At 61.6% G+C, this 23,964-nt stretch carries 14 protein-coding genes; 9 read left to right on the top strand and 5 right to left on the bottom strand.

The window, feature by feature from the left end:
* Nucleotides 1–8 precede the first annotated feature (8 nt).
* Both J9893_RS16625 and J9893_RS16620 read left to right on the top strand, forming a co-directional pair.
* Nucleotides 9–584 carry a DJ-1 family glyoxalase III gene (locus tag J9893_RS16625; RefSeq protein WP_128296725.1) on the top strand — a complete coding sequence of 192 codons (576 nt, stop codon included), beginning with the start codon at nucleotides 9–11 and terminating at the stop codon, nucleotides 582–584.
* A gap of 319 nt (nucleotides 585–903) precedes the next feature.
* Nucleotides 904–2,394 carry a SulP family inorganic anion transporter gene (locus tag J9893_RS16620; RefSeq protein ID WP_134997567.1) on the top strand — a complete coding sequence of 497 codons (1,491 nt, stop codon included), beginning with the start codon at nucleotides 904–906 and terminating at the stop codon, nucleotides 2,392–2,394.
* Between the two features lie 145 nt (nucleotides 2,395–2,539).
* On the opposite strand, the gene J9893_RS16615 is transcribed toward J9893_RS16620, so the two are convergent.
* Together J9893_RS16615 and J9893_RS16610 are read right to left on the bottom strand one after the other, a co-directional pair.
* On the bottom strand, nucleotides 2,540–3,619 hold the full coding sequence (locus tag J9893_RS16615) for an ATP-binding protein (protein ID WP_210601688.1): 1,080 nt from the start codon (nucleotides 3,617–3,619) through the stop codon (nucleotides 2,540–2,542).
* Nucleotides 3,616–4,344, bottom strand: a complete 729-nt coding sequence (locus tag J9893_RS16610; RefSeq protein ID WP_201892295.1) for a response regulator — start codon at nucleotides 4,342–4,344, stop codon at nucleotides 3,616–3,618. The genes J9893_RS16615 and J9893_RS16610 overlap by 4 nt, the downstream gene beginning before the upstream one ends.
* A gap of 155 nt (nucleotides 4,345–4,499) precedes the next feature.
* On the opposite strand from J9893_RS16610, the gene J9893_RS16605 reads away from it, so the two are divergent.
* From J9893_RS16605 to J9893_RS16580, 6 genes are all read left to right on the top strand, one after another.
* Nucleotides 4,500–5,657: an efflux RND transporter periplasmic adaptor subunit gene (locus tag J9893_RS16605; protein WP_210601689.1), complete on the top strand. Its 1,158-nt coding sequence runs from the start codon at nucleotides 4,500–4,502 to the stop codon at nucleotides 5,655–5,657.
* Nucleotides 5,658–5,671: 14 nt separating this feature from the next.
* Nucleotides 5,672–8,797: a multidrug efflux RND transporter permease subunit gene (locus tag J9893_RS16600; RefSeq protein ID WP_210601690.1), complete on the top strand. Its 3,126-nt coding sequence runs from the start codon at nucleotides 5,672–5,674 to the stop codon at nucleotides 8,795–8,797.
* A gap of 833 nt (nucleotides 8,798–9,630) precedes the next feature.
* Entirely contained in the window at nucleotides 9,631–10,956 is a 1,326-nt protein-coding gene (locus J9893_RS16595) for a putative glycoside hydrolase (RefSeq protein ID WP_155397123.1), read from the top strand.
* A gap of 61 nt (nucleotides 10,957–11,017) precedes the next feature.
* Nucleotides 11,018–12,307 (top strand): carbohydrate porin, encoded by a 1,290-nt coding sequence (locus J9893_RS16590; protein ID WP_246875621.1) that lies wholly within the window; start codon nucleotides 11,018–11,020, stop codon nucleotides 12,305–12,307.
* 74 nt (nucleotides 12,308–12,381) lie between these two features.
* On the top strand, nucleotides 12,382–13,251 hold the full coding sequence (locus J9893_RS16585) for a MalM family protein (protein WP_039041337.1): 870 nt from the start codon (nucleotides 12,382–12,384) through the stop codon (nucleotides 13,249–13,251).
* Between the two features lie 139 nt (nucleotides 13,252–13,390).
* A complete protein-coding gene (locus J9893_RS16580) occupies nucleotides 13,391–14,413 on the top strand; it encodes a LacI family DNA-binding transcriptional regulator (protein WP_041201452.1) in 1,023 nt (340 codons plus the stop codon).
* A 339-nt stretch (nucleotides 14,414–14,752) separates the two neighbouring features.
* On the opposite strand, the gene J9893_RS16575 is transcribed toward J9893_RS16580, so the two are convergent.
* From J9893_RS16575 to J9893_RS16565, 3 genes are all read right to left on the bottom strand, one after another.
* Complete coding sequence (locus J9893_RS16575; RefSeq protein WP_210601691.1) at nucleotides 14,753–16,084, bottom strand: extracellular solute-binding protein; 1,332 nt, start codon at nucleotides 16,082–16,084, stop codon at nucleotides 14,753–14,755.
* A gap of 10 nt (nucleotides 16,085–16,094) precedes the next feature.
* Nucleotides 16,095–18,068, bottom strand: coding sequence for a methyl-accepting chemotaxis protein (locus tag J9893_RS16570; RefSeq protein ID WP_210601692.1), 1,974 nt, complete (start codon nucleotides 18,066–18,068; stop codon nucleotides 16,095–16,097).
* A 93-nt stretch (nucleotides 18,069–18,161) separates the two neighbouring features.
* On the bottom strand, nucleotides 18,162–20,840 hold the full coding sequence (locus J9893_RS16565; protein WP_210601717.1) for a glycoside hydrolase family 3 protein: 2,679 nt from the start codon (nucleotides 20,838–20,840) through the stop codon (nucleotides 18,162–18,164).
* Between the two features lie 841 nt (nucleotides 20,841–21,681).
* Here J9893_RS16565 and J9893_RS16560 point away from each other — a divergent pair.
* Nucleotides 21,682–23,910 (top strand): glycoside hydrolase family 9 protein, encoded by a 2,229-nt coding sequence (locus J9893_RS16560; RefSeq protein ID WP_232090119.1) that lies wholly within the window; start codon nucleotides 21,682–21,684, stop codon nucleotides 23,908–23,910.
* Nucleotides 23,911–23,964: the final 54 nt, after the last annotated feature.

Here is a 23,964-nt window from a genome sequence, read left to right as displayed (position 1 = left end):
AGTGCAAGATGAACGTACTGGTACTGGTGGCCCCCGGGTCGGAAGAGATAGAGACGGTTGCCATCGTCGATACCCTGGTTCGGGGTGGCATCGATGTGGTGCTGGCCTCCTGCTGCCCCACTGGAGCGCGCCAGATCCGAGCCTCTCGCGGGGTGCAACTGGTGGCGGATTGCCATCTCGACGAGCTGACCACCCGTGACTTCGATGCCATGGTCGTGCCGGGCGGTCTGCCCGGCAGCGAAGTGATCCGCGACACCCCCCTCGCCATCGACCTGCTACGGGAGCAGGCAGACCTCGGCCGCTGGCGCGCCGCCATCTGCGCCGCACCCGCCGTGGTACTGCACCATCACGGCTTGCTGGGGGATGCGAGCATCACCTGCCACCCGGGCTTTCAGGCCCGTCTGCCCGCGACACAATTGAGCACGGCAAGGGTAGTGACCGATGAAGCCCATCGCCTGATCACCAGCCAGGGCCCGGGTACCGCTATCGAGTTCGCCCTCGAGATAGTACGGGTACTGCGCGGTGACGAGGCCGCCCGTACGGTGGCCGGTCCCATGGTGTTGCCCCCCTCGCTATCGCCATAACCACATCGGGCACTCCGATGAAAGCGACAGAGCCCCCTTGCTTGGTCTATGTTGGCTGCTCTTGTGCTAGATAAAACAATCCGGGCTTCCCCGGCCTGGCACCGACTGTTAACATGCGCCCCTTATGCCTGTTATGTGCTCTGGGGTGGCCGTCACGCCGCCCTGACCCTGCCCTGTGCGGCCTCTGCCGCCTGACTCCGGTTATGCCGACCGGCCGGTTTACCCGACCATCAACAGCCAATCCAACCCTGTGATCCCCGCCATTCCCCCTGATTTGCGGGCCTGTGGCCATGGATCCTCAACGAGCGAGAAAATCCCCATGCTGGAACGTGCAAGACAAGAGTGGTTCTCCAACATACGGGGCGATCTGCTGTCGGGCATCGTCGTCGCCCTGGCGCTGATCCCGGAGGCCATCGCCTTCTCCATCATTGCGGGCGTCGACCCCAAGGTCGGCCTCTATGCCTCCTTCTGCATCGCCGTGGTCATCGCCTTCGTCGGCGGTCGTCCCGGCATGATTTCTGCCGCCACCGGCGCCATGGCGCTCCTGATGGTGACCCTGGTCAGGGAACATGGCCTGCAGTATCTGCTGGCAGCCACCCTGCTCACCGGCCTCTTCCAGATAGCGGCGGGCTACCTCAGGCTCGGCAGCCTGATGCGATTCGTCTCCCGCTCCGTGGTGACCGGCTTCGTCAACGCCCTGGCCATCCTTATCTTCATGGCCCAGCTGCCCGAGCTCACCAACGTCACCTGGCAGGTCTACGCCATGACCGCAGCCGGGCTTGGCATCATCTATCTGTTCCCGCTCGTTCCCGTGGTGGGCAAACTGCTCCCCTCCCCCCTGCTGTGCATCGTCATCCTGACGGCGGTGGCCATCACCCTGGGCATCGACATCCGTACCGTGGGCGACATGGGCGAGCTGCCCGATACCCTGCCGGTCTTCCTCTGGCCCGACGTCCCCCTCAATCTGGAGACCCTGGCCATCATCTTCCCCTATTCAGCGGGGCTGGCGGTGGTGGGACTGCTCGAGTCCATGATGACGGCAGCCATCGTCGACGAGATGACCGACACCCCAAGCGATCGCAACCGCGAGTGCAAGGGTCAGGGGATCGCCAACATCGGCGCCGGTCTGCTGGGAGGCATGGCGGGGTGCGCCATGATTGGCCAGTCCGTCATCAACATCAAATCCGGTGGCCGCGGCCGCCTCTCCACCTTCGTGGCGGGGACCCTGCTCATCCTGATGGTGGTCTTCATGGATGAGTGGATCCGTCAGATCCCCATGGCAGCCCTGGTGGCCGTGATGATCATGGTCTCCATCGGCACGTTTTCCTGGGAGTCGGTACGCAACCTGAAGAGCCACCCCCTCTCCACCAACCTGGTGATGGTAACCACCGTCGCCGTGGTGGTCGCGACCCACAACCTGGCACTCGGGGTCTTCGTGGGGGTGCTGCTCGCCTCCCTCTTCTTCGCCCACAAGGTTGCCCGCGTCATGCTGGTCAAGAGCGACAGCGAGCGCAGCGGCGCCGTGCGTACCTATCTGGTGCGGGGCCAGGTCTTCTTTGCCAGCGCCGAGCAGTTCCTGGCCAGTTTCGATTTCAGGGAGGAAGTGGAGAAGGTGGTCATCGACCTGACGCACGCCCACTTCTGGGACATCACCGCCATCACGGCCCTCGACAAGGTGGTCATCAAGTTCCGCCGCGAGGGGAAAGAGGTGGCGGTCATCGGCCTGAACGACGCCAGTGCCACCCTGGTCGATCGCTTTGCCATCCACGACAAACGCCAGGAGGGAGAGCCCCTGCTGGCCGAGCATTGATCCCGGCGCCCCCATGAGGGCGCTGCCTGCAAGCCATAAAAAAAGCCCGTCTCTCACCATGAGATGGGCTTTTTTTGGGCTGTTGGATCACAGTCAACACACGCGCCTCGGCGCGCCCATCCCGAGCCGATGCGGCAACGCGGGGTCATGACCTGCCGTCAGGGTGCAAGAGGGGCCATGAAAGCAGGAACAGGGTGCCGCCCCGCCCGCCGGGTTGGCAAACCGCGCTGCCGCCGTGGGCCTCGGCAATCGCCTTGACCACCGCCAGCCCGAGCCCGCTGCCGCCACTCTTGCGCGAGCGTGACGGATCCCCTCGGCGAAACGCCTCGAAGATATGGGCGGCGACCTCCTCGCTGATACCAGGCCCCTCATCCTCCACGCTCAGGATGCACTGGGGGCCCGAACGATGCAGGCGCACGGTCAGCATGCCCGGCACCGCGTGCTTCTGGGCATTTTCCAGCAGCGCCATCAGGGCCTGACGGATGCGAAGAGCATCACAACAGACCCAGAGCTCGGCATCGAGCTCCCGCTTGAGGGTGAAACCGCTCGCGGCCAGAGGGGTGGCAAACGCCTCAAGCACCACGGCAAGCTCGTCGACCAGCCTGATCTCCTCTCGTTGCAGCTCCAGGTGGCCGCTGTCGTTGAGACTGAGTACCCGCAAGTCTTCGATCAGGTGGGTCAATCCCTCCACCTGGCGCAACAAGCCTTCAAAGAGCGCACGCTCTGGCGGAAATACCCCTTCGGCCAGCCCCTGCAAGCGGCCACGCAAGATGGTCACCGGGGTGCGCAATTCGTGGGCGATGGCGGCATTCCAGAACTCCCGCTCGCGGGTCATGCTTTGCAGTCGCTCGGCCATGGTGTTGAAGTCCCGCACCAGTTGCGCCGTCTCCCCGATCGCCTGTTCATCCAGCGGCACGCGCGCATCGAGTTTGCCCTCTGCCACCTCGCGCAGGCTGTTCGCCACCGAATTGAGCGGGGTCAGGATGCGCCGAGAGAGGCGCACCGCCACGTACAGCGCCATCCCCAATGCAATGAGAATGGTCGAGCCGATCCAGATCATCTCGACCCTGGAGGGCATCCAGCTCTCGGAAATGCTGTCAGGCACATAGGTCACGGCAATGGCGTAGAACACATAGGTGCCGATCACCGCGAGGCAGATGATGCCGAGCGCCATCAGCCCCAGGGAGCGGATGATCTGCCTGCGCAGGCCGGGTGCCGATGTCACGCATCGCCCCCGAAGCGATAGCCGACGCCCCAGACACTGGCGGGCACCCCCTGGATGCCCTGTGCCTCCAGCTTCTTGCGCAGCTTGCTGATGTGGCTGTCCACCGTGCGCTCCTGGGTATCCCCCTCCGGCAGGCAGTGGGTCAGCAGTTCGGCGCGGCTGAACACCCGCTTGGGTGCCCGCATCAGAGAGGCGAGTAACTTGAACTCGGTCAGGGTCAGATCCAGCATCTGCTGCCCCTCATCGCGGCAAAGGCTGGCCTCGTGGCTCTCCAGATCGATCTGGAAGGGGCCGACCCGCAGCACCCGGGCCGTGGTCTGTTTCGCAGCCTGGCTGCGTCTGAGCACCGCCTGTACCCGAGCCACCACTTCGGCCGGGTTGAAGGGTTTGACCACATAGTCATCCGCCCCCATGCGCAGCCCCATCAGCTTGTCGAGGTCCTGATCCAGGGCGGTCAGCATGATCACCGGCGTGTCGCCACGGGCCCGGATCTCGCTGAGCACCTGCCAGCCATCGAGCTGCGGCATCTGCACATCCAGCAACAGGAGATCGGGTTTGCATGTCTGGTGCATGGCCAGGGCTTCGCGGCCATCGGCGGCATGCAGGGTGCGCAATCCGTGGCGTTGCAGGTAAGCGGCGAGGATGTCGGCTATCTCGGCTTCATCCTCTGCAATCAGTACCAGTGACTGGGCCGCCGGGTTGGCGGAAGCAGGAAGATACGACATGGTCGGACTCGAAAATGGTGGGCTTGAACTTTATCACCGCCTCCATGGATTCTCCACAAAGCCTCGAATCATTCGCAATAGCCCCTCTCCATAATGCCCGCTCGATGTGCTCTCGCGGCAGCACCATGCCCGGGAGGCGGTTTAACGAGGTGAGTATGATGTTTGTCAAACAGCGGTATGCGGGCACCCTGCTCGCCGTCATTGCCGTATTCGGATTGGCAGGTTGCGATGGGGCGTCGCAAGCGCAAGATGCGCCGACCCTTCCTCAGGTGTCGGTGATGACGCTGGCAGGTCAGGACCTGGTCATCAGCGAGGATCTGCCCGCCCGGGTGGCCGCGCTGCGCAGCGCCGAAATTCGGGCCCAAATCAGCGGCATCGTGCAGCGCCGCCTGTTCGAGCAGGGCGCCGAAATCGGCGCAGGCACCGTTCTGTTCCAGATAAATCCGGCCCCCTTCAAGGCGGATGTAGACAGCGCCGCCGCCGCATTGCAGCGCGCGGAGGCCGTGCTGGCCCGCGCCCGTATCCAGATTGACCGTCTGGTGCCGCTGCTGCGCACCGAGGCCATCAGCCGCCAGACCTATGACGATGCCGTCTCCCAGCGGGATCAGGCGGCCGCCGACGTGGCTCAGGCCAGGGCGACCCTGGCCCGGCACCAGCTGAACCTGCAATTTGCCAGCGTGGAAGCCCCCATCGCCGGGCGCATCGATCAGGCGCTGGTGAGTGAAGGGGCCCTGGTGTCCCCCACCGACGCCACCCCCATGGCCAGGATCCAGCAGATCGATCAGGTTTACGTCGATGTCCGTCAACCGGCCTCGGTACTGGACACCCTGCGCCAGCAGGCTGGCTCGACGGCACCGGAACTGGCGGTGGACATCCTCGGCAGCGACGGCAAGCCGCTCGGCATGCAGGGGCACATCCTCTTCTCCGGCATCGAGGTGGATGCCGGTACCGGTGACGTACTGCTGCGGGTACTGGTGGACAACCCGGAGCGGCGGCTGTTGCCCGGTCTCTACGTACAGGCGCGCATTCCCCGGGCTCACTATGCCCACGCCCTGAGCGTGCCTCAGCAGGCGGTGGTGCGTACATCGGGCCAGACCAGCGTGTGGGTGCTGGATGACCAGGGGCAGGCACAACTGGTTCCGGTCAACACCGCTGAGCTGATGAATAGCCATTACCGCATCACGTCCGGACTCAGCGCCGGACAGCGGGTGGTGATCGAGGGGATCGACCGCCTGACCCCGGGGACGCAAGTCATTGCCCATCCCTGGCAATCCCCCGCAGTCAGCCAGCAGGCTGACGCCGGTAACCGTTGAATCGGAGACATTTCATGCCGCAGTTTTTCATTCATCGCCCGGTGTTTGCCTGGGTGCTCGCCCTCTTCATCATGCTGGCGGGGGTCATCGCCATCCCCAAGCTGCCCATCTCCCGCTACCCCTCGGTGGCGCCGGTGTCGGTGACCCTCTATGCCACCTATCCGGGCGCCACGCCGCAGACCCTGAATGATGCGGTGGTGAGCCTGATCGAGCGCGAGCTGTCGGGGGTCAAGAACCTGCTCTACTTCGAGTCATCGGTAGATGCCTCCGGCAGCGCGCAGATCACCGCCACCTTCAAGCCGGGCACCGATCCGGAGCTGGCCCAGATGGACGTGCAAAACCGCATCAAGGCGGTCGAGCCTCGCTTGCCACTGGCGGTGCGGCAAACCGGCCTGCAGGTGGAATCCGCCTCGTCCGGCTTTCTGATGATGGTCGGCATGACTTCACCGGATGGCCGCTTCGATGAGGTCGCGCTGAACGACTACATGGCGCGCAATATCGTGCCGGAGCTGCGCCGCATAGACGGCGTGGGGCGAGTGCAGCTGTTCGGCGCCGAGCAGGCCATGCGCATCTGGGTGGATCCGGGCAAGCTCGCCGCCTACGGGTTGACCATCAGCGAGGTGGCGCAGGCCATCGAGCAGCAGAACGTGCAGATTGCACCGGGGCGCCTCGGCGACGAACCCGCCCTGCCTGGTCAGCGACTGACGGTTCCCCTCACGGTACAGGGGCAGCTGACCACTCCCGAGGCGTTCGCCGCCATCGTGCTGCGGGCCGGTAGTGATGGCGCCAAGCTGGTGCTGGGTGACGTGGCCCGGGTCGAGCTGGGGGCGCAATCCTACGCCTTTTCCAACCGCGAGAACGGGGTGGCTGCCACCAGCGCCGCCATCCAGCTCTCCCCCGGCGCCAACGCCGTGCGCACCGCCGATGCGGTACGCACTCGCCTTACCCAGCTCTCGCCAACCCTGCCGGCGGGCATGGCCTATTCGATCCCCTTTGACTCGGCCCCCTTCGTCAAGGTCTCCATCGACAAGGTGATCCACACCCTGCTGGAAGCCATGGTGCTAGTGTTCCTGGTGATGTTTCTCTTCCTGCAGAACCTGCGCTACACCCTGATCCCGGCTATCGTCGCCCCCATCGCCCTGCTTGGCACCTTCGCGGTGATGCTGCTGGCCGGTTTTTCGATCAACTCCCTGACCATGTTCGGCATGGTGCTGGCCATCGGCATCATCGTCGACGACGCCATCGTGGTGGTGGAAAACGTCGAGCGCCTGATGGCCACCCGGGGGCTCTCGCCCAGGGAGGCAACATCGCGGGCCATGAAGGAGATCACCGGGGCGGTGATCGGCATCACCCTGGTGCTCACGGCGGTGTTCATTCCCATGGCATTCGGCAGCGGCTCCGTGGGGGTCATCTACCAGCAGTTCACCCTGTCGATGGCGGTGTCGATCCTGATTTCCGCCTTCCTCGCCCTGACCCTGACGCCCGCACTCTGCGCCACCTTGCTGCGCCCGGTCAGCCCGAGTCATCATGAGAAGCGCGGCTTCTTCGGTGCCTTCAACCGGGGCGTCGAGCGCCTCACCACAGGCTACGGCGTTCGGGTCACCCGGCTGGTCGGGCGCAGCGGACGCGTGATGGCTACCTTCGCCGCCCTCTGCGCCGTGCTGGCCATTGCGGCCACCCAGCTGCCCTCCTCTTTCCTGCCGGACGAGGATCAGGGCTACTTCATGACCTCCATCCAGTTGCCGACCGGCGCCACCAGCGAGCGCACCCTGGCCGTCATCAAGGAGTTCGAGGCCCATGTGGCCTCTCGCGAGGCGCTCGACACCAACCTGGTGGTGCAGGGCTTCAGCTTCTCCGGCGCCGGCCCCAATGCGGCCATGGCCTTCACCATGCTCAAAGAGTGGGATCAGCGCCATGGTGCCACGGCTGCCGAAGAGGCGGAGCTGGCACAGGCCGCCATGGCCAACAGCAAGGAAGGCACTGTGATGAGCCTGTTGCCGCCCGCCATCGACGAACTGGGCACCTCTTCCGGTTTCACGCTCTTCCTGCAAGACAGGGCCAACCAGGGAGAGGCCGCGCTGCAGGCCGCCCAGGCGCAACTGCTGGCACTGGCGGCCCAAAGCGAGGTGGTGAGCGATGTCTATCCCGACAGCCTGCCCCCCGGCGAGAGCATTCACCTCGAGATCAACCGGCAGAAGGCCGAGGCCATGGGACTCTCGTTCACCAGCGTGAGCAGCACCCTGTCGGCGGCGATGGGGTCGCTCTACATCAACGACTTTCCCAACGGCGGGCACATGCAGCAGGTCATCCTGCAGGCCGACGCGTCGGCGCGCATGCAGCTCGATGACGTACTCGGCCTGCGGGTGCGCAATGCCAGCGGCGGCATGGTGCCCCTGAGGGAGGTGGTGACACCGACCTGGCGCCAGTCGCCGCAACAGATGATGCGCTTCGAGGGCTTCCCCGCCGTGCGTCTCTCCGGGAGTGCCGCCCCCGGGGTTTCCAGTGGCGCCGCGATGGCGGAAATGGATCGCCTGGTGGCGCAATTGCCGCCAGGCTTCGCCCTGGCCTGGACGGGACAGTCGCTGCAGGAGCGCCGGTCGGCGGCCGAGGCCCCCCTGCTGATGCTGCTGTCGGCGCTGGTGGTCTTCCTGGTGCTGGCCGCGCTCTACGAGAGCTGGTCCATTCCGCTCTCCGTGATGCTGGTGGTCCCCCTGGGCCTGCTCGGCGCCGTGGCGGCGGTGATGCTGCGCGGCATGCCCAACGACGTCTTCTTCAAGGTGGGCATGATCACCATCATCGGTCTGTCGACCAAGAACGCCATCCTCATCGTGGAGTTTGCCCGCCAGTTGCACGGCGAAGGACGCTCGCTGCTTGACGCTGCGGTGACCGCCGCCCGCCTGCGCCTGCGCCCCATCCTGATGACGTCGCTCGCCTTCACCCTCGGCGTGGTGCCGCTGATGCTTGCCAGCGGTGCCAGCGCCGAGACCCAGCATGCCATCGGCACCGGCGTGTTCGGCGGCATGATCAGCGGCACCCTGCTGGCCATCTTCTTCGTGCCGGTCTTTTTTGTCTTCGTCATCGGCACCCAGACGCGCATTCAGGCCTGGCGGGCACAGCGAGCACAGCACCGATCATGCTGACCGCTGCGCGGGTTTGCCGGCCCTGGGGAGGCGATGATCATGCAATGCATGCCTGGCACCATTTTGCGTTCCTTCGAAGAGGATGAGCGCGCCATGGTGCCGGGCCTGTGGTTCATGGCCGATGCTGCGGGGCGACCCTATCGCGGGTTGCCTCTCCAGGATTTGTGACCAACCCTCCGTCGCCAGCGCATCCTTGGTCTTCTCCAAGATGGCGATCTGCTATCTGGCACAGGGGGCTTGCACCATCCCGGGTCGGTGCCGACCCAGCAGGAACCCGGCCTCAGCATCGCTCTGAAGACCGACGCCATTGGCCTCATCGACTGCATGCTGTCTGCCATCACCAGTCAAGGCTGGACACTCCTGGTGCCTGAACCGCTGGAGAGGCCCCGCAAGGTTGATGACACCCTGGTTCTCAAGCAATACACCATGAAATCGAAGTCAATTTAAGTGTTGCTCAGAAATCGACACATCGCAATCACCTCAGATACATTGCAGATCTACTCCGATACTTTCCCTCTGATCGTCAGCCTCAAGAGAAAAAGAAAATAAGCCATTAAAAACAACACTATGAACTCTTTTCATTTAAAGATAACTCTTTCTTGCACATCCCATCAGCTGGTCATCAGGACACGCTTTCTGTGATTTGAAACACAAACTTTGATCATCACAGGGGATAAGCATTGCATTGGAAATCGATTTCAAGAAAATAAAGCCAGCATGATTTGTCTTGGCATCGATTGCATAGCGTCTGTTTGAGTCTTGACGGTTCATCGCGGTGGATATTTTTCCCATTGATTGGAGTGGTCAGTATGAATGCATCAAAAAAAGGACTTTTGGCGTCGTTGATCGCCGCTGCCCTGCTTGGCGGGTGTGGTGGGGCCGATAATATCGACTCGAATAGTGGCAACACCGGTGGTAATAACGGTGGCGACAACGGTGGCACCACGCCCCCTGGCGACAGCACCCTGATCCTGTTCGGGGTCGGTGCCAATGGGGGTACAACCCCCAGCATCCAGTCAGAGAAGGACAACTGGAGCTTGCAACCGGTCACCGCTTCTCCCGTCGCCATGACCAGCATCAGCGCCGTGCTCATCAACAATGCCGGTACCGATGACACCGCCGATGTGCAGGTAGCCGGTGACGGAGATGGCACCTTCATGCTCAAATCCGCCACCCCTCTGAACCTGAGCAAATACGCCTCCGGTTTCATCGAGTTCCAGTTGCGGACCAAGAGCAAGGTGCCGGAAGTGCTCAATGCCTCCATCGACAACGAATATCCCAACCGCAGCAGCCTGCCCATTGCCAGCGCCCTGACCGGTTCGGGCGACTGGGAAACGCTCACGCTGCCCATCAACTGCATGAAGCCCTTCCCCGGTGCCACGGCCATCAACCTCGCCACTGTGGGCACACCGTTCCACCTGGCCACCAAAGAAGCCTTCAACTACGAAATCACCAACATCAAGTACCTGCTCACCACCTCGGCCAAGCCCGTTGTCGACCCGGTCACCTGTGAAGCGCCTGGCGGCGCTACCGACCCGGGCACAGACCCAGGCACCGATCCGGGAACCGATCCCGGTACCGATCCAGGTACCAATCCGGACACAGGCTCCGGCGTCAACAATGCCCCCGCGCTGGTGGCCACCGATGCCGCACTCTACTACTCCGGTGACAAGAGCCAGGCCTTGGACCGCAGCGCCGATTACCCGGCAGCCAGCTTCGGCGGCACCCTGACCGATGAAAACCAGGTCATCACCATGGACCTGCCAGGCAATGGCGCCGCCTTCCTCGGGACCGACAGCGCCAATGGGGATCTCTCCGCCTATCAGGACGGCGCCATGCTGCTCGACCTGAAAGTCTCCAGCTACGGTGACTCCCCCAACATCCAGATCCGCATGGACGGTACCGCCGGCCCGGACTTTGGCACCTTCTTCACCATGGACAGCAACATCGTGCCCGATGACGACACCTGGTACCGCTGCATCCTGCCGGTCGCCTCTCTCATTCCTGCGGCCAACACAGGCTCGGTGCAAAAGGCGCTCTACCTGAGCGGGGCCTGGGACTCCATGGCCGGTCTGCGCTTCGCCTTCACCAACGTGGCCCTGAAAACAGCCATCCCGGCAGACTTTGACAGCAATCAGCCCTGCCAGCAGATCAAGTGACAAGGCATTGAATCTTCGAGAAATCGATTGAAAATAATTTTCTACGGATTGGAGCAATAAGATGAAATTGAAGTCACTCGCCTTGTTTGTCGGGGCATGTTGCGGGCTGGTAGCGCCCGCAGTATCGAATGCCGCCGAGAGTTTTGGCTTCCACGGTTATATTCGTGCCGGCTCGATGTTTGACGCCAAGGACAACTTCGCCAAGGCGGGGTACGAATATGAGATGGACAAGACCATGGGGCGCCTGGGCTCCGAGCTGGACAACAGCTGGGAAGCGGGCCTGAACAAGTTGTGGGATCTGGGCAGCAACAAGTCGGTCAACATCCACTTCAAGGTGGAGTCCGATGCCGACGGCCTGCAAACCCGTGCCGCGCCTCGCGAAAGCGGTGTGTCAGAAACCTATGTGGAGCTGGGTGGCATCACCCCGACCGGGACCATGTGGGGTGGCCTGCGCTATTACGACCGCGAGAACTACATCTGGACCACCGACTATTTCTACACGGACTACTCGGGAACCGGCGTCGGCATCAAAGCCATGGAGATGGCGGGTGGCAAGTGGGACTTTGCCTATATCAACAGCAACGACACCAGCCACTCCGACCGCGCCAATGGCACTGAAGCCACCATGCACACCCTCCACACCAGCGCCCTCTATGGTGCCTGGGACATGGAGATCGCACTCAAGCAGATGCCCAGCAACGAGTTCACCGGCGATAACAAGCAATATGCGACCAAGGGGGCAGAAGGAACCGTCATCTATTCCCGCGACGACTTCTTCTTCATGCCGGGGGGCTTCTCTAAGTTCATCGCCCAGGCAGGACGTGGGCTGGGTTCAGGAGACTTGCTGGGTGCCAACCTGACCAATACCGCCATGTATCGCAAGGGCTCCCTGTATCAGAAGACACTGCAGGACAAGGCGGATGGCTATAAACCCTACCAGTCCAAGGTGATGGAAGGCGATCAATCCTACCGCCTCTTCCTCTGGGGTGGCTGGTATGGCGCCAATATTCATCTGCTGCCGACCCTCTCCTATCAATACAACGACTACGAGCTGGGTGGCCATGATTCCTGGTATGCCGCATCTCTGCGCCCGGTATTCCCGATCAATGAGTTCTTCTCCATCCAGACGGAAGTCGGATATGTGAAAAACAACCTGATCATCGACAACGTCGAACGGGGTGGCACCTCTCACAAGGTCAGCATAGTGCCGACCTTCACCGTCAATACCGGCATGGGGCCCTCACCGGAGATCCGCATTCTGACGACCTATGTCGATCACAACAACGAGACCCCCTGGCAGGAAGACCGGGAAGATTTCCTGGTCGGTGTACAGGCGGACATGTGGTGGTAGGTTAGGTCGCGATACTTATCTGCACTATAATCTCGGGTCCCTTGGAGGACCCGCATTGCATACGAGGAAACACGATGAAGGGAACGAAGCAGTGTCTGCCTTTCCTGGTCAGTCTGCTGATGGCCGGATGCGCCGGCATGGGCCCGGAGCATTCGCCAGGATCGGCAGTCTCCGCCCTGCAGCAACAGGTTGAACAAGGTCGGGAACAATTGTCGAACAAGGTGGCGGTCGAGTCGTTCAAGGAACTTCGCTTCCAGTCCCTCGGGCAGGAGAGCCGCTGGGTCGATGTGAGCACCGACAGCCAGGTCTATGCATTTGATTCAGGCAAAAGCTATGTAATGGCCTTCTCGCTGCCCGAAGTCAGCCAGGCGACTCGCGTCAAAATAACCATTCCGGTCGACTATACCGTCTTCCTGCCCAGCATCCTGTTGCTGGACGAGCAATACAACGCCGTTCAAACCATTCCCGGTTCCACATTCAGTTATGACGGTCGTTCGTTAATTTCAGGGCAGAACATTCAGGGGGAATTCACCATTCCAGCCCCCATCGGCAGCGCTCGGGCCGCCTATATGGTGATCTATTCCACGGCGAAGGACATGCAGGGCAGTACCCGGCTCAACCCGGACGATCTCCAGCGCGCCATGCAATATGATCGCACCACGGATGTCGCCCGCCTCATCAATGTGGAAGTGCCTCACTCTGCTACCGGACGCCTATATTTGACGCTGGACGCAGAGCCCGCTGCAAATGCGACGCAGATCGCAAAAACCATATCGCCCGTGATGGTCTCACCCGATAAATCGTTGGGTGAGCTGGATTATTATCAGCATATTCGCACTGCCGTTCAGAGCAAAAACTATGAGCAGGCGCTCGCCTGGGTCAAAGCCGCCGAGCAAGCCGGTTTTACCAAGGCAAAAGAGGTCTTTTTTGCCGCCCAGCAGTAGCATTCCCTCCCCTGGCAAGGCGCATCATCGCTTGTCACCACCAGGGGAAACGGGTATCCTAACTTGCTGATTTATTAAGAAGATATTCATATAACACTGGCCATGACCAGGGGTTTTCACAGTCGAGTACGGAGGGGGGATGTCGAAGTCAGCTCAGGAGAAAAAAGCCACTGTCTATGATATCGCCCGCCGAGCCGGTGTCTCGGCAAGCACTGTATCCCGGATATTGAACGGCTCGGCCAAAGTGGCCGCAGATAAACGTCAGGCGGTGGAAGATGCCATTCAGGAATTGAATTTTCGTCCCAACCTGATGGCGCAATATTTGAAAACGGGTCAGTCCATGACCCTGGGTGTTTTGACCCAACATGTGGAGAGTCCATTTTCCAACGAAATGTTGCGGGGTGTTGAACACACTCTTCAGGGCATGGAGTATGTGCCGCTGATTGTCAGCGGTCACTGGAATGCGGAAGAAGAAGTTGAGCGGTTGCGTCTGCTGGTGGCCCGGCGGGTTGATGGCCTTATTATTTTGACCGGCCACGTCAATCAGCAAACACTGCTCGAGTTTTCCCAGCAAATACCGATTGTGGCCACAGGTCACAATATCATGACCGAGCGGGTACACTCCTTCAGCATCAATAACCGGCTGGGTGGCTACATGGCGACTCGCTATTTATTGGATCTGGGTCATCGTGACATCGCCCATATCGTCGGTTTACCGGATCATAACGATGCCATCGAGCGTCATCATGGCTATCGCCAGGCCCTGGTGAGCGCAGGTATCGAATATGACCCCTCCCTGGTCATCCAGGGGGATTTCGCCGAGGTCGGCGGGCTCAATGCCGTCAAGAAGCTGGTGGAGAGCGGCCGGAAATTCTCCGCCATCTTCTGCGCCAACGATCAGACCTGTTACGGGGCCATTCTGGGGCTCAAGCAGTGCGGCTTGCGGGTGCCTGAGGATGTCTCTCTCATCGGTTTTGACGACCTGCCCTTCTCTACTTATTCCAACCCGCCATTGACCACGGTACGCCAGCCCATCTACGAGATGGGGGTCAAGATGGTCAAGACTCTGTTGGGTTTGATCGAGAACACGGAGCTGAACTCGGACGAACTGCCCGAATTGAGCATTGTGGTGCGTGATACCACACTGCCCTACAAGGGGTGAACACAGACCGGGGCAGTTCCCTGCGCAGCATCAGATCCCTGCACAGCATCAGCGCAAAGCGGCCTTCGGGCCGTTTTTCTTTTGTCAGCCACCTGTCCAGCGAGCGACGAGCCCCTGCCGCGACTTCCACCTTGACTCTCTGACATAGCACAGAGACTACACACAACCTGGCGTCCCTCTTCTGCCGACCCCTCAATCCGGCCTGGCCCCATGACACCAGCCAAAGCCTAGCAATGGCAATGGCAATGGCAACCCGATGAACCCGGTCGACCTGAATGAAACAAGGCGCCTGAAGGCGCCTTGGGGAGTGTGCAGATCCCTGCGGGAGCGTGGCCACCGTCAAGGCGCTGCAAAGGGGGATTCCGTCCCGGTGGCCGCGCTGGTTGCCAGCGTGGGGAGAGGCTCGTCCGCTTCACACAGACTGGCTCTTCTCGTGGCCGCCTTCTGGGGGGGATACCAGCTTGCCAACCCCTGCTGGATGCGCGCGGCAGCCGCTTCCGGCGTCATGGTGCCGAGCACCACGGATTGCGATACCTCCGCAAGCTCTGTGGTAAGCAATGGCTCACCCCGGGTGAGGAACTGCGCCCCCAGACGCAAGGTGGAATCGCAGGTATCCCGCCAGCCCATCATGGTGCTCGCCACCGGATCCTTGAGCTCGAAGAAGTGATTGGAGAGGGAGAAAAAGCCGGGCACCGAATTGGAGAAACGCTCGGCAAAGTCGGCGCTAGCCATCCACTCCACCAGTTTCAGGGCGGCCTCCTTGTTCGGGCTGGCGGCATTGATGCCGATCCCCATGTCGGTGTGATCGGTGAAATAGCAGGTGTCCCCCTCCCGTGCAACGGGGGGCGGGAAGGCACCAAAATTGACCTTGCCGGTGAACTGGGCCAGCGACCAGGAGCCCGCCACTATCATGGCGGCCTTGCCCGCAGCAAAGGCATCCACCGCCTGTGCTTCGGTGGCATCGGCAGGATGGTCCCCTATGTAGGGCCGCCAGCTCGCCAGCTCACGAAACGCTGCCACATAAGGGGCATCGGTCACTCGCGCCTGACCGTTGATCAGCGCCAGGCGGCCATCTTCCCCATGCCAGTAATTGGGACCGATATTCTGATAACCAAGCTCGGAGACCACCCAGCTGTCGTGAGCCGCCAGTGCCAGCGGCAGATAGCGGCCATCCTGCTTCATCTTCTCCAGCACGGCGAAGAAGTCGGCACGGGTTCGCGGCGGTGTCAGCCCAAGGGCGTTGAAGATATCGACATTGAAGTAGAAACCCTGGATCACGGAGGCAATGGGCAGGCAGAAGGTCTGGGCCCCGGAGTCGGTCTGCCAGGCGGCCTTGGCAAAGCTCGGGAAGTTCTCCATCCCGGGCAGGTCCGTCAGATCCAGCAGATGCCCCTGCTGGAACAGCCGCAGGGACTGATCATAAGGACGGCAAGTGATGAGATCCCCTGCCTTCCCCGCTGCCAGCCGCTCGGCAAGCTCCCGATCATAATCCGCCGAGCGCTGCGAATGCAGCTTAAGGGTGATCTCGGGATGGATCGCCTGAAAACGGGGCAGAAACTGCTCCTTCCAGAGCGCCTCGTCATCCACGCGCCAGGTTTCCAGCACCAGCTCCTGGGATACCGCCGCCGTACTCAGCCCCCAGACCAGCAGGGCACTCACAGATTTCCACATCGCCTCTCTCCTACACCTTGAAACGGGCCACCAGACTCTGCTGCTGGCTGGCCAGCCCCGACAACACCTCACCACTGCTCGCCGATACCCGGGACGCCTGCTCGGTCTCGTGAGCCACGTCTGCGATGGCCGCCACGTGCTGGGCCACTCCCTGACTCACCGAAATCTGCTCCGCTGCGGCATAAGCCATGTGATCCGCAATATCCTTGATGGCCTCCATGCGCGAGGCGATCCCCGCCAGGGCACTCTCGACATCCCGGGTCTGCAGCACACTCTGCTGGGTCTGCTCATGGCTCTGGGCCATCACGCTCGCCACATCGCGGGCGCATCCCTGCAGGTTGTCGATCATCACCTGGATCTCCTGGGTCGCCCCTTGTGAACGGGTAGCCAGCGCCCGCACCTCCTCGGCCACCACGGCAAAGCCCCGCCCGGCCTCCCCGGCACGGGCCGCTTCGATGGCCGCATTGAGGGCCAGCAGGTTGGTCTGTTCAGCCATGCCACGGATCACCTCGAGAATGTTGCCAATGTTGCTGCTGTAGCCTTCGAGCTTGCGGGTGATCGCCATGGCCCCGGCGATGTCGGTCGCCAGTTGCTCGATGCCATCCCGATTGGCCTGCATCAGATGACGTCCGCGCCGGCTCTCGTCATTGGCCTCCCCCACCTCCCGACGAACATGATCGCTCGAGCGCGCCACTTCGGTCGCACTGGTCTCCAGCTCGAAGATGGCGGCCGCTACCTGATCGGTCTGGGCCTTCTGCGCCTGCACCTGCGACATCACCTGCTCGCCGATCTCTGCGGTCTTGCGCGTCTCGCTCACCAAGTACTCAGAGCCGGTCTGGACCTCCATCAGAAGCGTCTTGGTGTGGTGGGCCAGCTGGTCGATGGAGTTCGCAACCTCACCAAGCTCGTTCCTGGCGGGGTAGCGAACCCGCAGCGTCATGTCACCTTGTGCCATCAGACCGAGAACCCGATTGATCCGCACCAGCGGCACCTGGATGCTGCGGGCCGTACTCCAGGCAACAATGAGGGCGATGAGCACGGAACACAGGGCCACCATCACGATCCAGGTGCGGGCGCTGTCAACCGCGACGTCGGCACTCAGCCTGTCCTCCTGCATGCTCTGGTTGCTGATGGCGATAAGCCTGTCCAGGACCTCCCCCAGTTGCTGGCTCTGCGCCTCCTGCTGTTCACGCAAGCCATGGAGTTGCTGGCTGATTTGCTGACGGCGCACCAGGGTGGCAATCAGCCCCTTGTCGCCAAATACCAGCTGGGGAATGCGCGCCACATGGCGGGTGAACCTGGCCTTGACGTCATCGGGGACAACAATCCGCTCCAGACGCTGGTTCGCAATGTCGATGTCTTTGGCCAGCACCCCCTGTAGCGCCACCAGATCCGTGTTGCCGTCGGCACGCAGGATCAGCTTGAGATCCCGTGCAATACCGCTGGTGATGAGCTCCGCCTTGTTCTGCAAAGAGCGCCGCCCTGCCGTGTAACGCACCAGCAGGTCTGCCGCCGAACGGTAGTTGTCGTCCAGGTGCAGCAGCTCGCTCCGCATCCGTGCGAGCACCCGTTCCAGCTCGACCGACTCTTCGTGCAGGCTCATCAACTGCTCAGAGATGGTAAACAGCCGGGGGGCCTGGTCGGTGACCCGGGCGAGTTGCCGCTCACTCTCGGTATCGAGTGTCAGGGCCGCGAATGCCTTGATGTGCTGCTCATAGCGGACCTTGTCATGGGCAACACGCTGACGGGACTCGGGGAACGCCGACGTCTCCCGGATGGCGAGATGCGCCAGGCTGTCCCTGTCAGCCATCAGCAATGCGGCGCGCAGCCGGCTGGCGGTCAGGGCCTGAGGCGTCGCCTCCTCGGTCACCTGCTGGAAACGACCGTGAATGGAGGTCGTCTTCAGGTAACTGATGGCCCCGAGCAATAGCAACAGGACCAGCAGCAGCGTAAAGCCCAATCTGATCCGCTGTACGATCGACATCCTTCTCTCCCACCTCTCCCTCCGCATCGGGGCGGAGCCGGTTATCAAGGCACCAGGAGCCCGACAGGCATCCTGGTGCATCTGGCTGACGGCTTATCGACTCAACCTGCCCTGGCAATCGAGCCTGACCACTTCCCCTGAGGCCCCCAGCAGAGAAGCCGGTACCCAGCGTACGGTCGCCATGTCGATGCGTGCCTGTCCACTGGTGCCCAGGATGAAGGGGGTATTGACCTTCGCGAAGTCCATGCCCTCTTCGAGGCAGCGCAGGGGCAGACTCAGGGTCACCCACTTCTGCGGGGGCAACTGGCGCAAGGCCGGCGCAATCTCGATGGACTTGCCGCAGGGCCAGCCACACTGCAGCCCCAGCGTCATGTCCCCCGCTGGCGCCTGCTGCACCCGCAGCGTCACCTGCAGCTCGCTCTCGCCCTTCAGGTAGGTGCGACGATCCGCCCCCTTGACCTGGGTGGTCTGCAACTGGATCGTGGCCCCGGAGTCGACACCCGGCTTGTTAGCCCCGAGGAAGGTGACCGCTCGCGCATCCTGCTGGCGCAGGTAGTCGATGGGCTGAACCTTGATGAAGGTCATCTCGGTCACGCTGTTGCCGGAGACTTCAGTCCCCGTCCAGTTGCTGGCATCCCCCATGCGCAGACGGTGTTCTTCACCCGCCTTTGGCCCGAACAGCTCGAGCACCTTGTCAGCGGCGCTCAGTTTGGCAGGGTCGCTCTCGTTGCAGCCGAAGGTACGATTATCCAGGGTCAGGGTATTGAGGTTGCTGACCCGGGCCGCCACAGGGGAAGGCTTGCCGTAGCTGAGCCCGTAGCCATAGGGGAAGAGCGGTGCGTACTCACCCGCGGGATCCTGCTCGAAGGCTGGACGCTGCCAGCCCGGGATATGGGTGGGCGTGCGATTGATGGTGGTGGCGCACTTGCTGAAGGGCCACGAGAAGGAGAGGCGTCCCTGGAAGTCATGGGCCACCTTGCCCTTGGCATCCCTGAACAGCAGATCGGTGATCCCCTCCCCCTCGGTGCCCGGTAGCCAGGCGGCGACAAAGGCGGAAGAGAGATTGAGCTCCTCATTGACGTAGAGCGGACGTCCGGAGAAAAGCACGGTCACCACGGGGATGCCGGCCGCCTTCAGCCGCTTGAGGGTCAACAGATCCTCGTGATAGCTGCTCTTGAGATCCCCATAGGCAAGGGTCTTGTTGTCAGGAATGTCGCCGAACCACTCGGCATAGGGATCCTCCCCCATGACCAGGATGGCGACATCGGGCTTGGCTCCCGCAAACTCACCGGATCCCGTGCTCACCTGCACATGATCCGCACCGACGGTGGCGGTCACCGCATCCAGCACGCTCTGGGCACCGGGGAAATCACCGCGCCCGTTTTCGCTGCCTTGCCAGGTCAGGCTCCAGCCCCCCACCTGCTTGCCCAGATCGTTGGCGGCGCTCCCAGCCACCAGCACCCGGCTCTGCCGGCTCAGGGGCAGGATCCTGCCCTCGTTCTTGAGCAGCACCAGCGACTTGCGTACCGCCTCCCGGGCAAGCGCCTTGTGCGTCACGGCACCAAGTTCACCCTGCTTGCCCGCCAGCTCACGGGCCGACGGCATGGGTTTCTCCCACAGCCCGGCCCGCATCTTGACCCGCAGGATACGCGTCACGGCATCGTCGATCCGGCTCATCGGGATCTGCCGGCTCGCCACGCCATCGAGCAGGCTCTGGCGAAACTCCATCCAGTCCTTGCGCGCCGTGACCATGAAAATGTCGACCCCGGCCAGCACCGCAGGCAGGCAGCTCCCCATGGTGCAACCGGCGATCTCGCTGTGACCGTTCCAATCAGAGACGACAAGGCCATCAAAGCCCATCTTGCCCTTGAGCACGTCGGTCAGCAGATAGCGGCTGCCGTGCAGCTTGCCGTTGTACTCAACCCCGTCCTCTGGCAGCACATCGCGGTTGAGCTCGTTGTGCCAGCTGTTGAACGAAGCCATGACCACCTGGGCACCGGCATCCAGCCCCGAGAAGTAGCCCACCGCGTGCAGGTTGCGCAGGTCCTCTTCCGAATAGAAGTTCTGACCCCGGTCGACCCCGTTCAGGGTGCCGCCGTCCCCCACGAAGTGTTTCACGTTCGAGATGACATGGCGCTGGCCGCGCAGATCCGTCGCGGAACCTTGCAGGCCACGCACCATCTCGCCAGCATAGTGATAGACGATGGCGGGATCTTCGGAATAGCCCTCATAGGTCCGGCCCCAGCGATCATCCCTCGGCACCGCCACCGTCGGGGCGAAGGTCCAATCCAGCCCGGTGGCGGCCACTTCCCGCGCCGTCACCTGGCCGATACGGTAGATAAGATCCGGATCCCGCGCCGCCCCCAGGCCGATATTGTGCGGGAACAGGGTCGCCGCGAAGACGTTGTTATGGCCGTGCACCGCATCGGTCGCCCACATGAAGGGGATGCGATACCCCCTGCCCTCAAAGCCCGCTTCCGCCGCCTGCCAATAGGTGTCGGCCTGGTGTGCCCAGTCCTGGGCCGACGCGTGTTTGTTGTTGCCGGGCCAGCCACCCCCCCCGTTGAGGACGGAGCCAATCTTGTAGCGCGTCACCTCCTCAGGTGTCACTTCACGAAAGTCGGGCTGGATCATCTGGCCAACCTTCTCCTCCAGGGTCATCCGGGAAAGCAGAGCCTGGATCTGGCGCTCCATCCCCTCGTCCCTGGCAATGGCGCTGTGGATCTGCGGCCAGGTGGAAAAATAGGGCATGGTCGACAACTCATCCGCCATCCCGGCACTCCAGATGCCGCACCCCACGAATAGGCAGGTCATAGACCTGGTGAGACCTGTAGTTTTACGCATTTTCCTTATGACTCTCCGGATGTTCTCGTTCATCGCCTGGACTCATCGTTCATGGCGAGTCGTCTTGAAAAACAGTCGAATTTGAAATCGATTGCAAGAATATTAAATGGTAAACAGAAATCTCTTCGTCATTCCAGCAGTATCTTTGTCATGCCATGACAAAGATCCCGCTGAAAGAGAAAATAGTGATGCAACTCACAAACTCGGGGGCGTGTCTCATCAGCAGAATACCCAGGAAGGAACAGAGAGAACGGGTAGACTCATTGCAGGAAGATCAACAAAATAAAATCAAAACAATAATTTAAATGCAGTCAATCACGTTAATTTGCCACATGAGCTGCCTGGAACGACACCGATATGGCCAAACGGCTGGGGAGTCAGAGGAATGTTGAAAGGATTCAATGGAGTTCAATTCAAGTGCATGAATATATCAATAAACGAAAATTTGCCGTCTCCATCACATTTCATAAAAGCAAACTTGATCTGCCAAAAAATTTACTGTTACCTGAATCATGAAATCGATTTCCACTCAAGGATTGTGTGTGAATCTTGACAGTGAAATGCGGGCCGCAGGATGACTCGGTCATTTTCTGCGTGAGTGCGAAAATCGACGCCATTATTTCCGTCTGTGATCAAAGGGGTAACAATGAAAACATCTCGGCTTAGAGCCCTGACGCTTGCCATGTCTTGCGTCATTGGCTTGCATGGCTGCTCCCTGCCCAGTGCAGGAGCATCTGGTTCAGCGACCTCCTCGGCATCTGCCGGACCTGTGGGTGAATTGCTGACCAATGGGGGCTTCCAGGGAACCGATGGATGGTGGACGGCCGGGGGGACCCTGAACGCCGAGAACCAGATGGGCTGTATCACCTTCACCGAGTCGGGCTCCAATCCCTGGGATGTCATCCTGGGTCAGTCCAATCTCGGCCTGGTGCAGGGGCAAACCTACAAACTCCATTTCACTGCCATGGCCAAGAGCGACATCAACGTCAAGGCCCTGATCCAGCATGATGGCGCCCCCTACACCAACTACATGGTGCAGGACCTCGCCCTCGGCAGCACGCCCAAACCGTTCGATATCCAGTTCACACCTTCTGCCACTGACGAGAAGACCCAGTTCCAACTTCAGATGGGCACCCAGACACCGACCACTGTCTGTATCGGTGAAGCCACGCTATCGGGCCCCTCCTTGATCAAGAAATCGGAGCTGGGCAGCGTGCGCGTCAACCAGGTCGGCTATCTGAGCAAGGCTCTGAAACGGGCGACCATCGCCACCGACAGCAAGGACGCGCTCCCCTGGACCCTGCGCAATGCCCAGGGTGAGACCATCGCGGAAGGCAAGACCACGCCCTTTGGCCTGAATGCCGCATCCGGCGAGAACGTGCAGATTGCCGACTTCAGTCAGGTCACCACCCCGGGCACCGGCCTGGTACTGGAGGTCGCCGGCCAGAAGAGTCATCCGTTCAGCATCGGCGATGACATCTATCACACCATGAAATTCGATGCCCTCTCCTTCTTCTATCAGCAGCGTAGCGGCATCGACATCGAAGCCAAATATGTCCAGCGCCCCGACCTTGCTCGCCCGGCAGGACACAAGCCCGAGAACGTAACCTGCTTCAACAAGCAGGACGCCAAGGGCAACCAGTGGCCTGGCTGTGACTTCACGCTGGATGTGACCGGCGGCTGGTACGACGCTGGCGATCAGGGCAAGTACGTGGTCAACGGGGGGATCTCGGTATGGACCTTGATGAACCTTTATGAACGGGAGCAGCTGGCGAAAGAGGGTGACAAGAGCGCCTTTGCCGACGGCAAGGTCAAGATCCCGGAACAGCACAACGGCTACAACGATCTGCTGGACGAGTCCCGCTGGATGATGGAGTTCTTCCTCGCCATGCAGGTGCCCGAAGGCAAGAAGGCCTGGGTGCCGGTAGGCGATCAGTCCAAGCAGCTCGACAGCCTGAAACTGACCGAGATCGATGCCTCCGGCATGGTCTTCCACAAGGTCGCCGACGAAGCCTGGACCGGGATGCCGCTCCCGCCCCACAAGGATCCACAACCCCGTTTCCTGAGCCACCCCAGCACGGCTGCGACTCTGAACCTGGCGGCCACTGCCGCCCAGTCTGCTCGCGTATGGAAAGATCTGGATCCGGCCTTCGCACAGCGCAGCCTGCAGGCAGCGGAACGAGCCTGGAAGGCGGCCAACCGCCATCCGGACGTCTATGCCTATGACAACTTTGTGGGATCCGGTCCCTATGATGACACCAACCTGAAGGACGAATTCTACTGGGCTGCCGCCGAGCTGTTTGCCACCACCGGCAAAGCCGAGTACAAGCAGGCCGTCCAGCAGTCCCCTCTCTATCTGGCTGCCCCCAAGGGGGATCGCAGCGCAAGCGGTGATCTCTACTGGCAGGATCTCAGCAGCGCAGGGACCATCACGCTGGCCATGGTGCCCAACAAACTGGGCAAACAGGAAGTGGAGAAGGCGCGCGCCGCTATCATCGCCGCAGCTGACGGCTACCAGAAGAGCGTGGCGACGGAGGGCTACCTTATCCCCTATCAGGCGACCGAATACCCCTGGGGCTCCAACTCCAACCTGATGAACCGCAGCATCTTCCTCGGGTTGGCCCATGACTTCACGGGAGAGCGCAAATACCTGCAGGCCATGTCCGATGCCATGGATTATGTGCTCGGCCGCAACCCCCTCGACCAGTCCTATGTGTCGGGCTACGGCAGCCGTCCGCTGAAGAATCCGCACCACAGGTTCTGGGCTCACCCCATCGACCCCGCGTCTCCCCTGGTTCCGCCAGGTGTACTCTCGGGCGGACCGAACTCCATCAACTTCAGCGATCCCGTTGCCTCCACCCTCAAGGGCAAGTGTACCGGCCAGACCTGCTGGAAAGATGAGATTGGTGCCTGGACGCTGAACGAGGTCACCGTCAACTGGAATGCCCCCTTCTTCTGGACGGTCAGCGTACTGGATGAAGGTGGATTGACCCGCTGATCACCCTTCCAATGCTCCGTCCCCATGACGGAGCATTGTTTTACTCCCCTGCCG

The organism is Aeromonas sp. MaB10011B (assembly GCF_017939325.1).
Taxonomy (GTDB): Bacteria; Pseudomonadota; Gammaproteobacteria; order Enterobacterales; family Aeromonadaceae; genus Aeromonas; species Aeromonas caviae.
The sequence above is the reverse complement of the archived record's forward strand: the minus strand, read 5'-3'. Positions and strand labels throughout refer to the sequence as shown.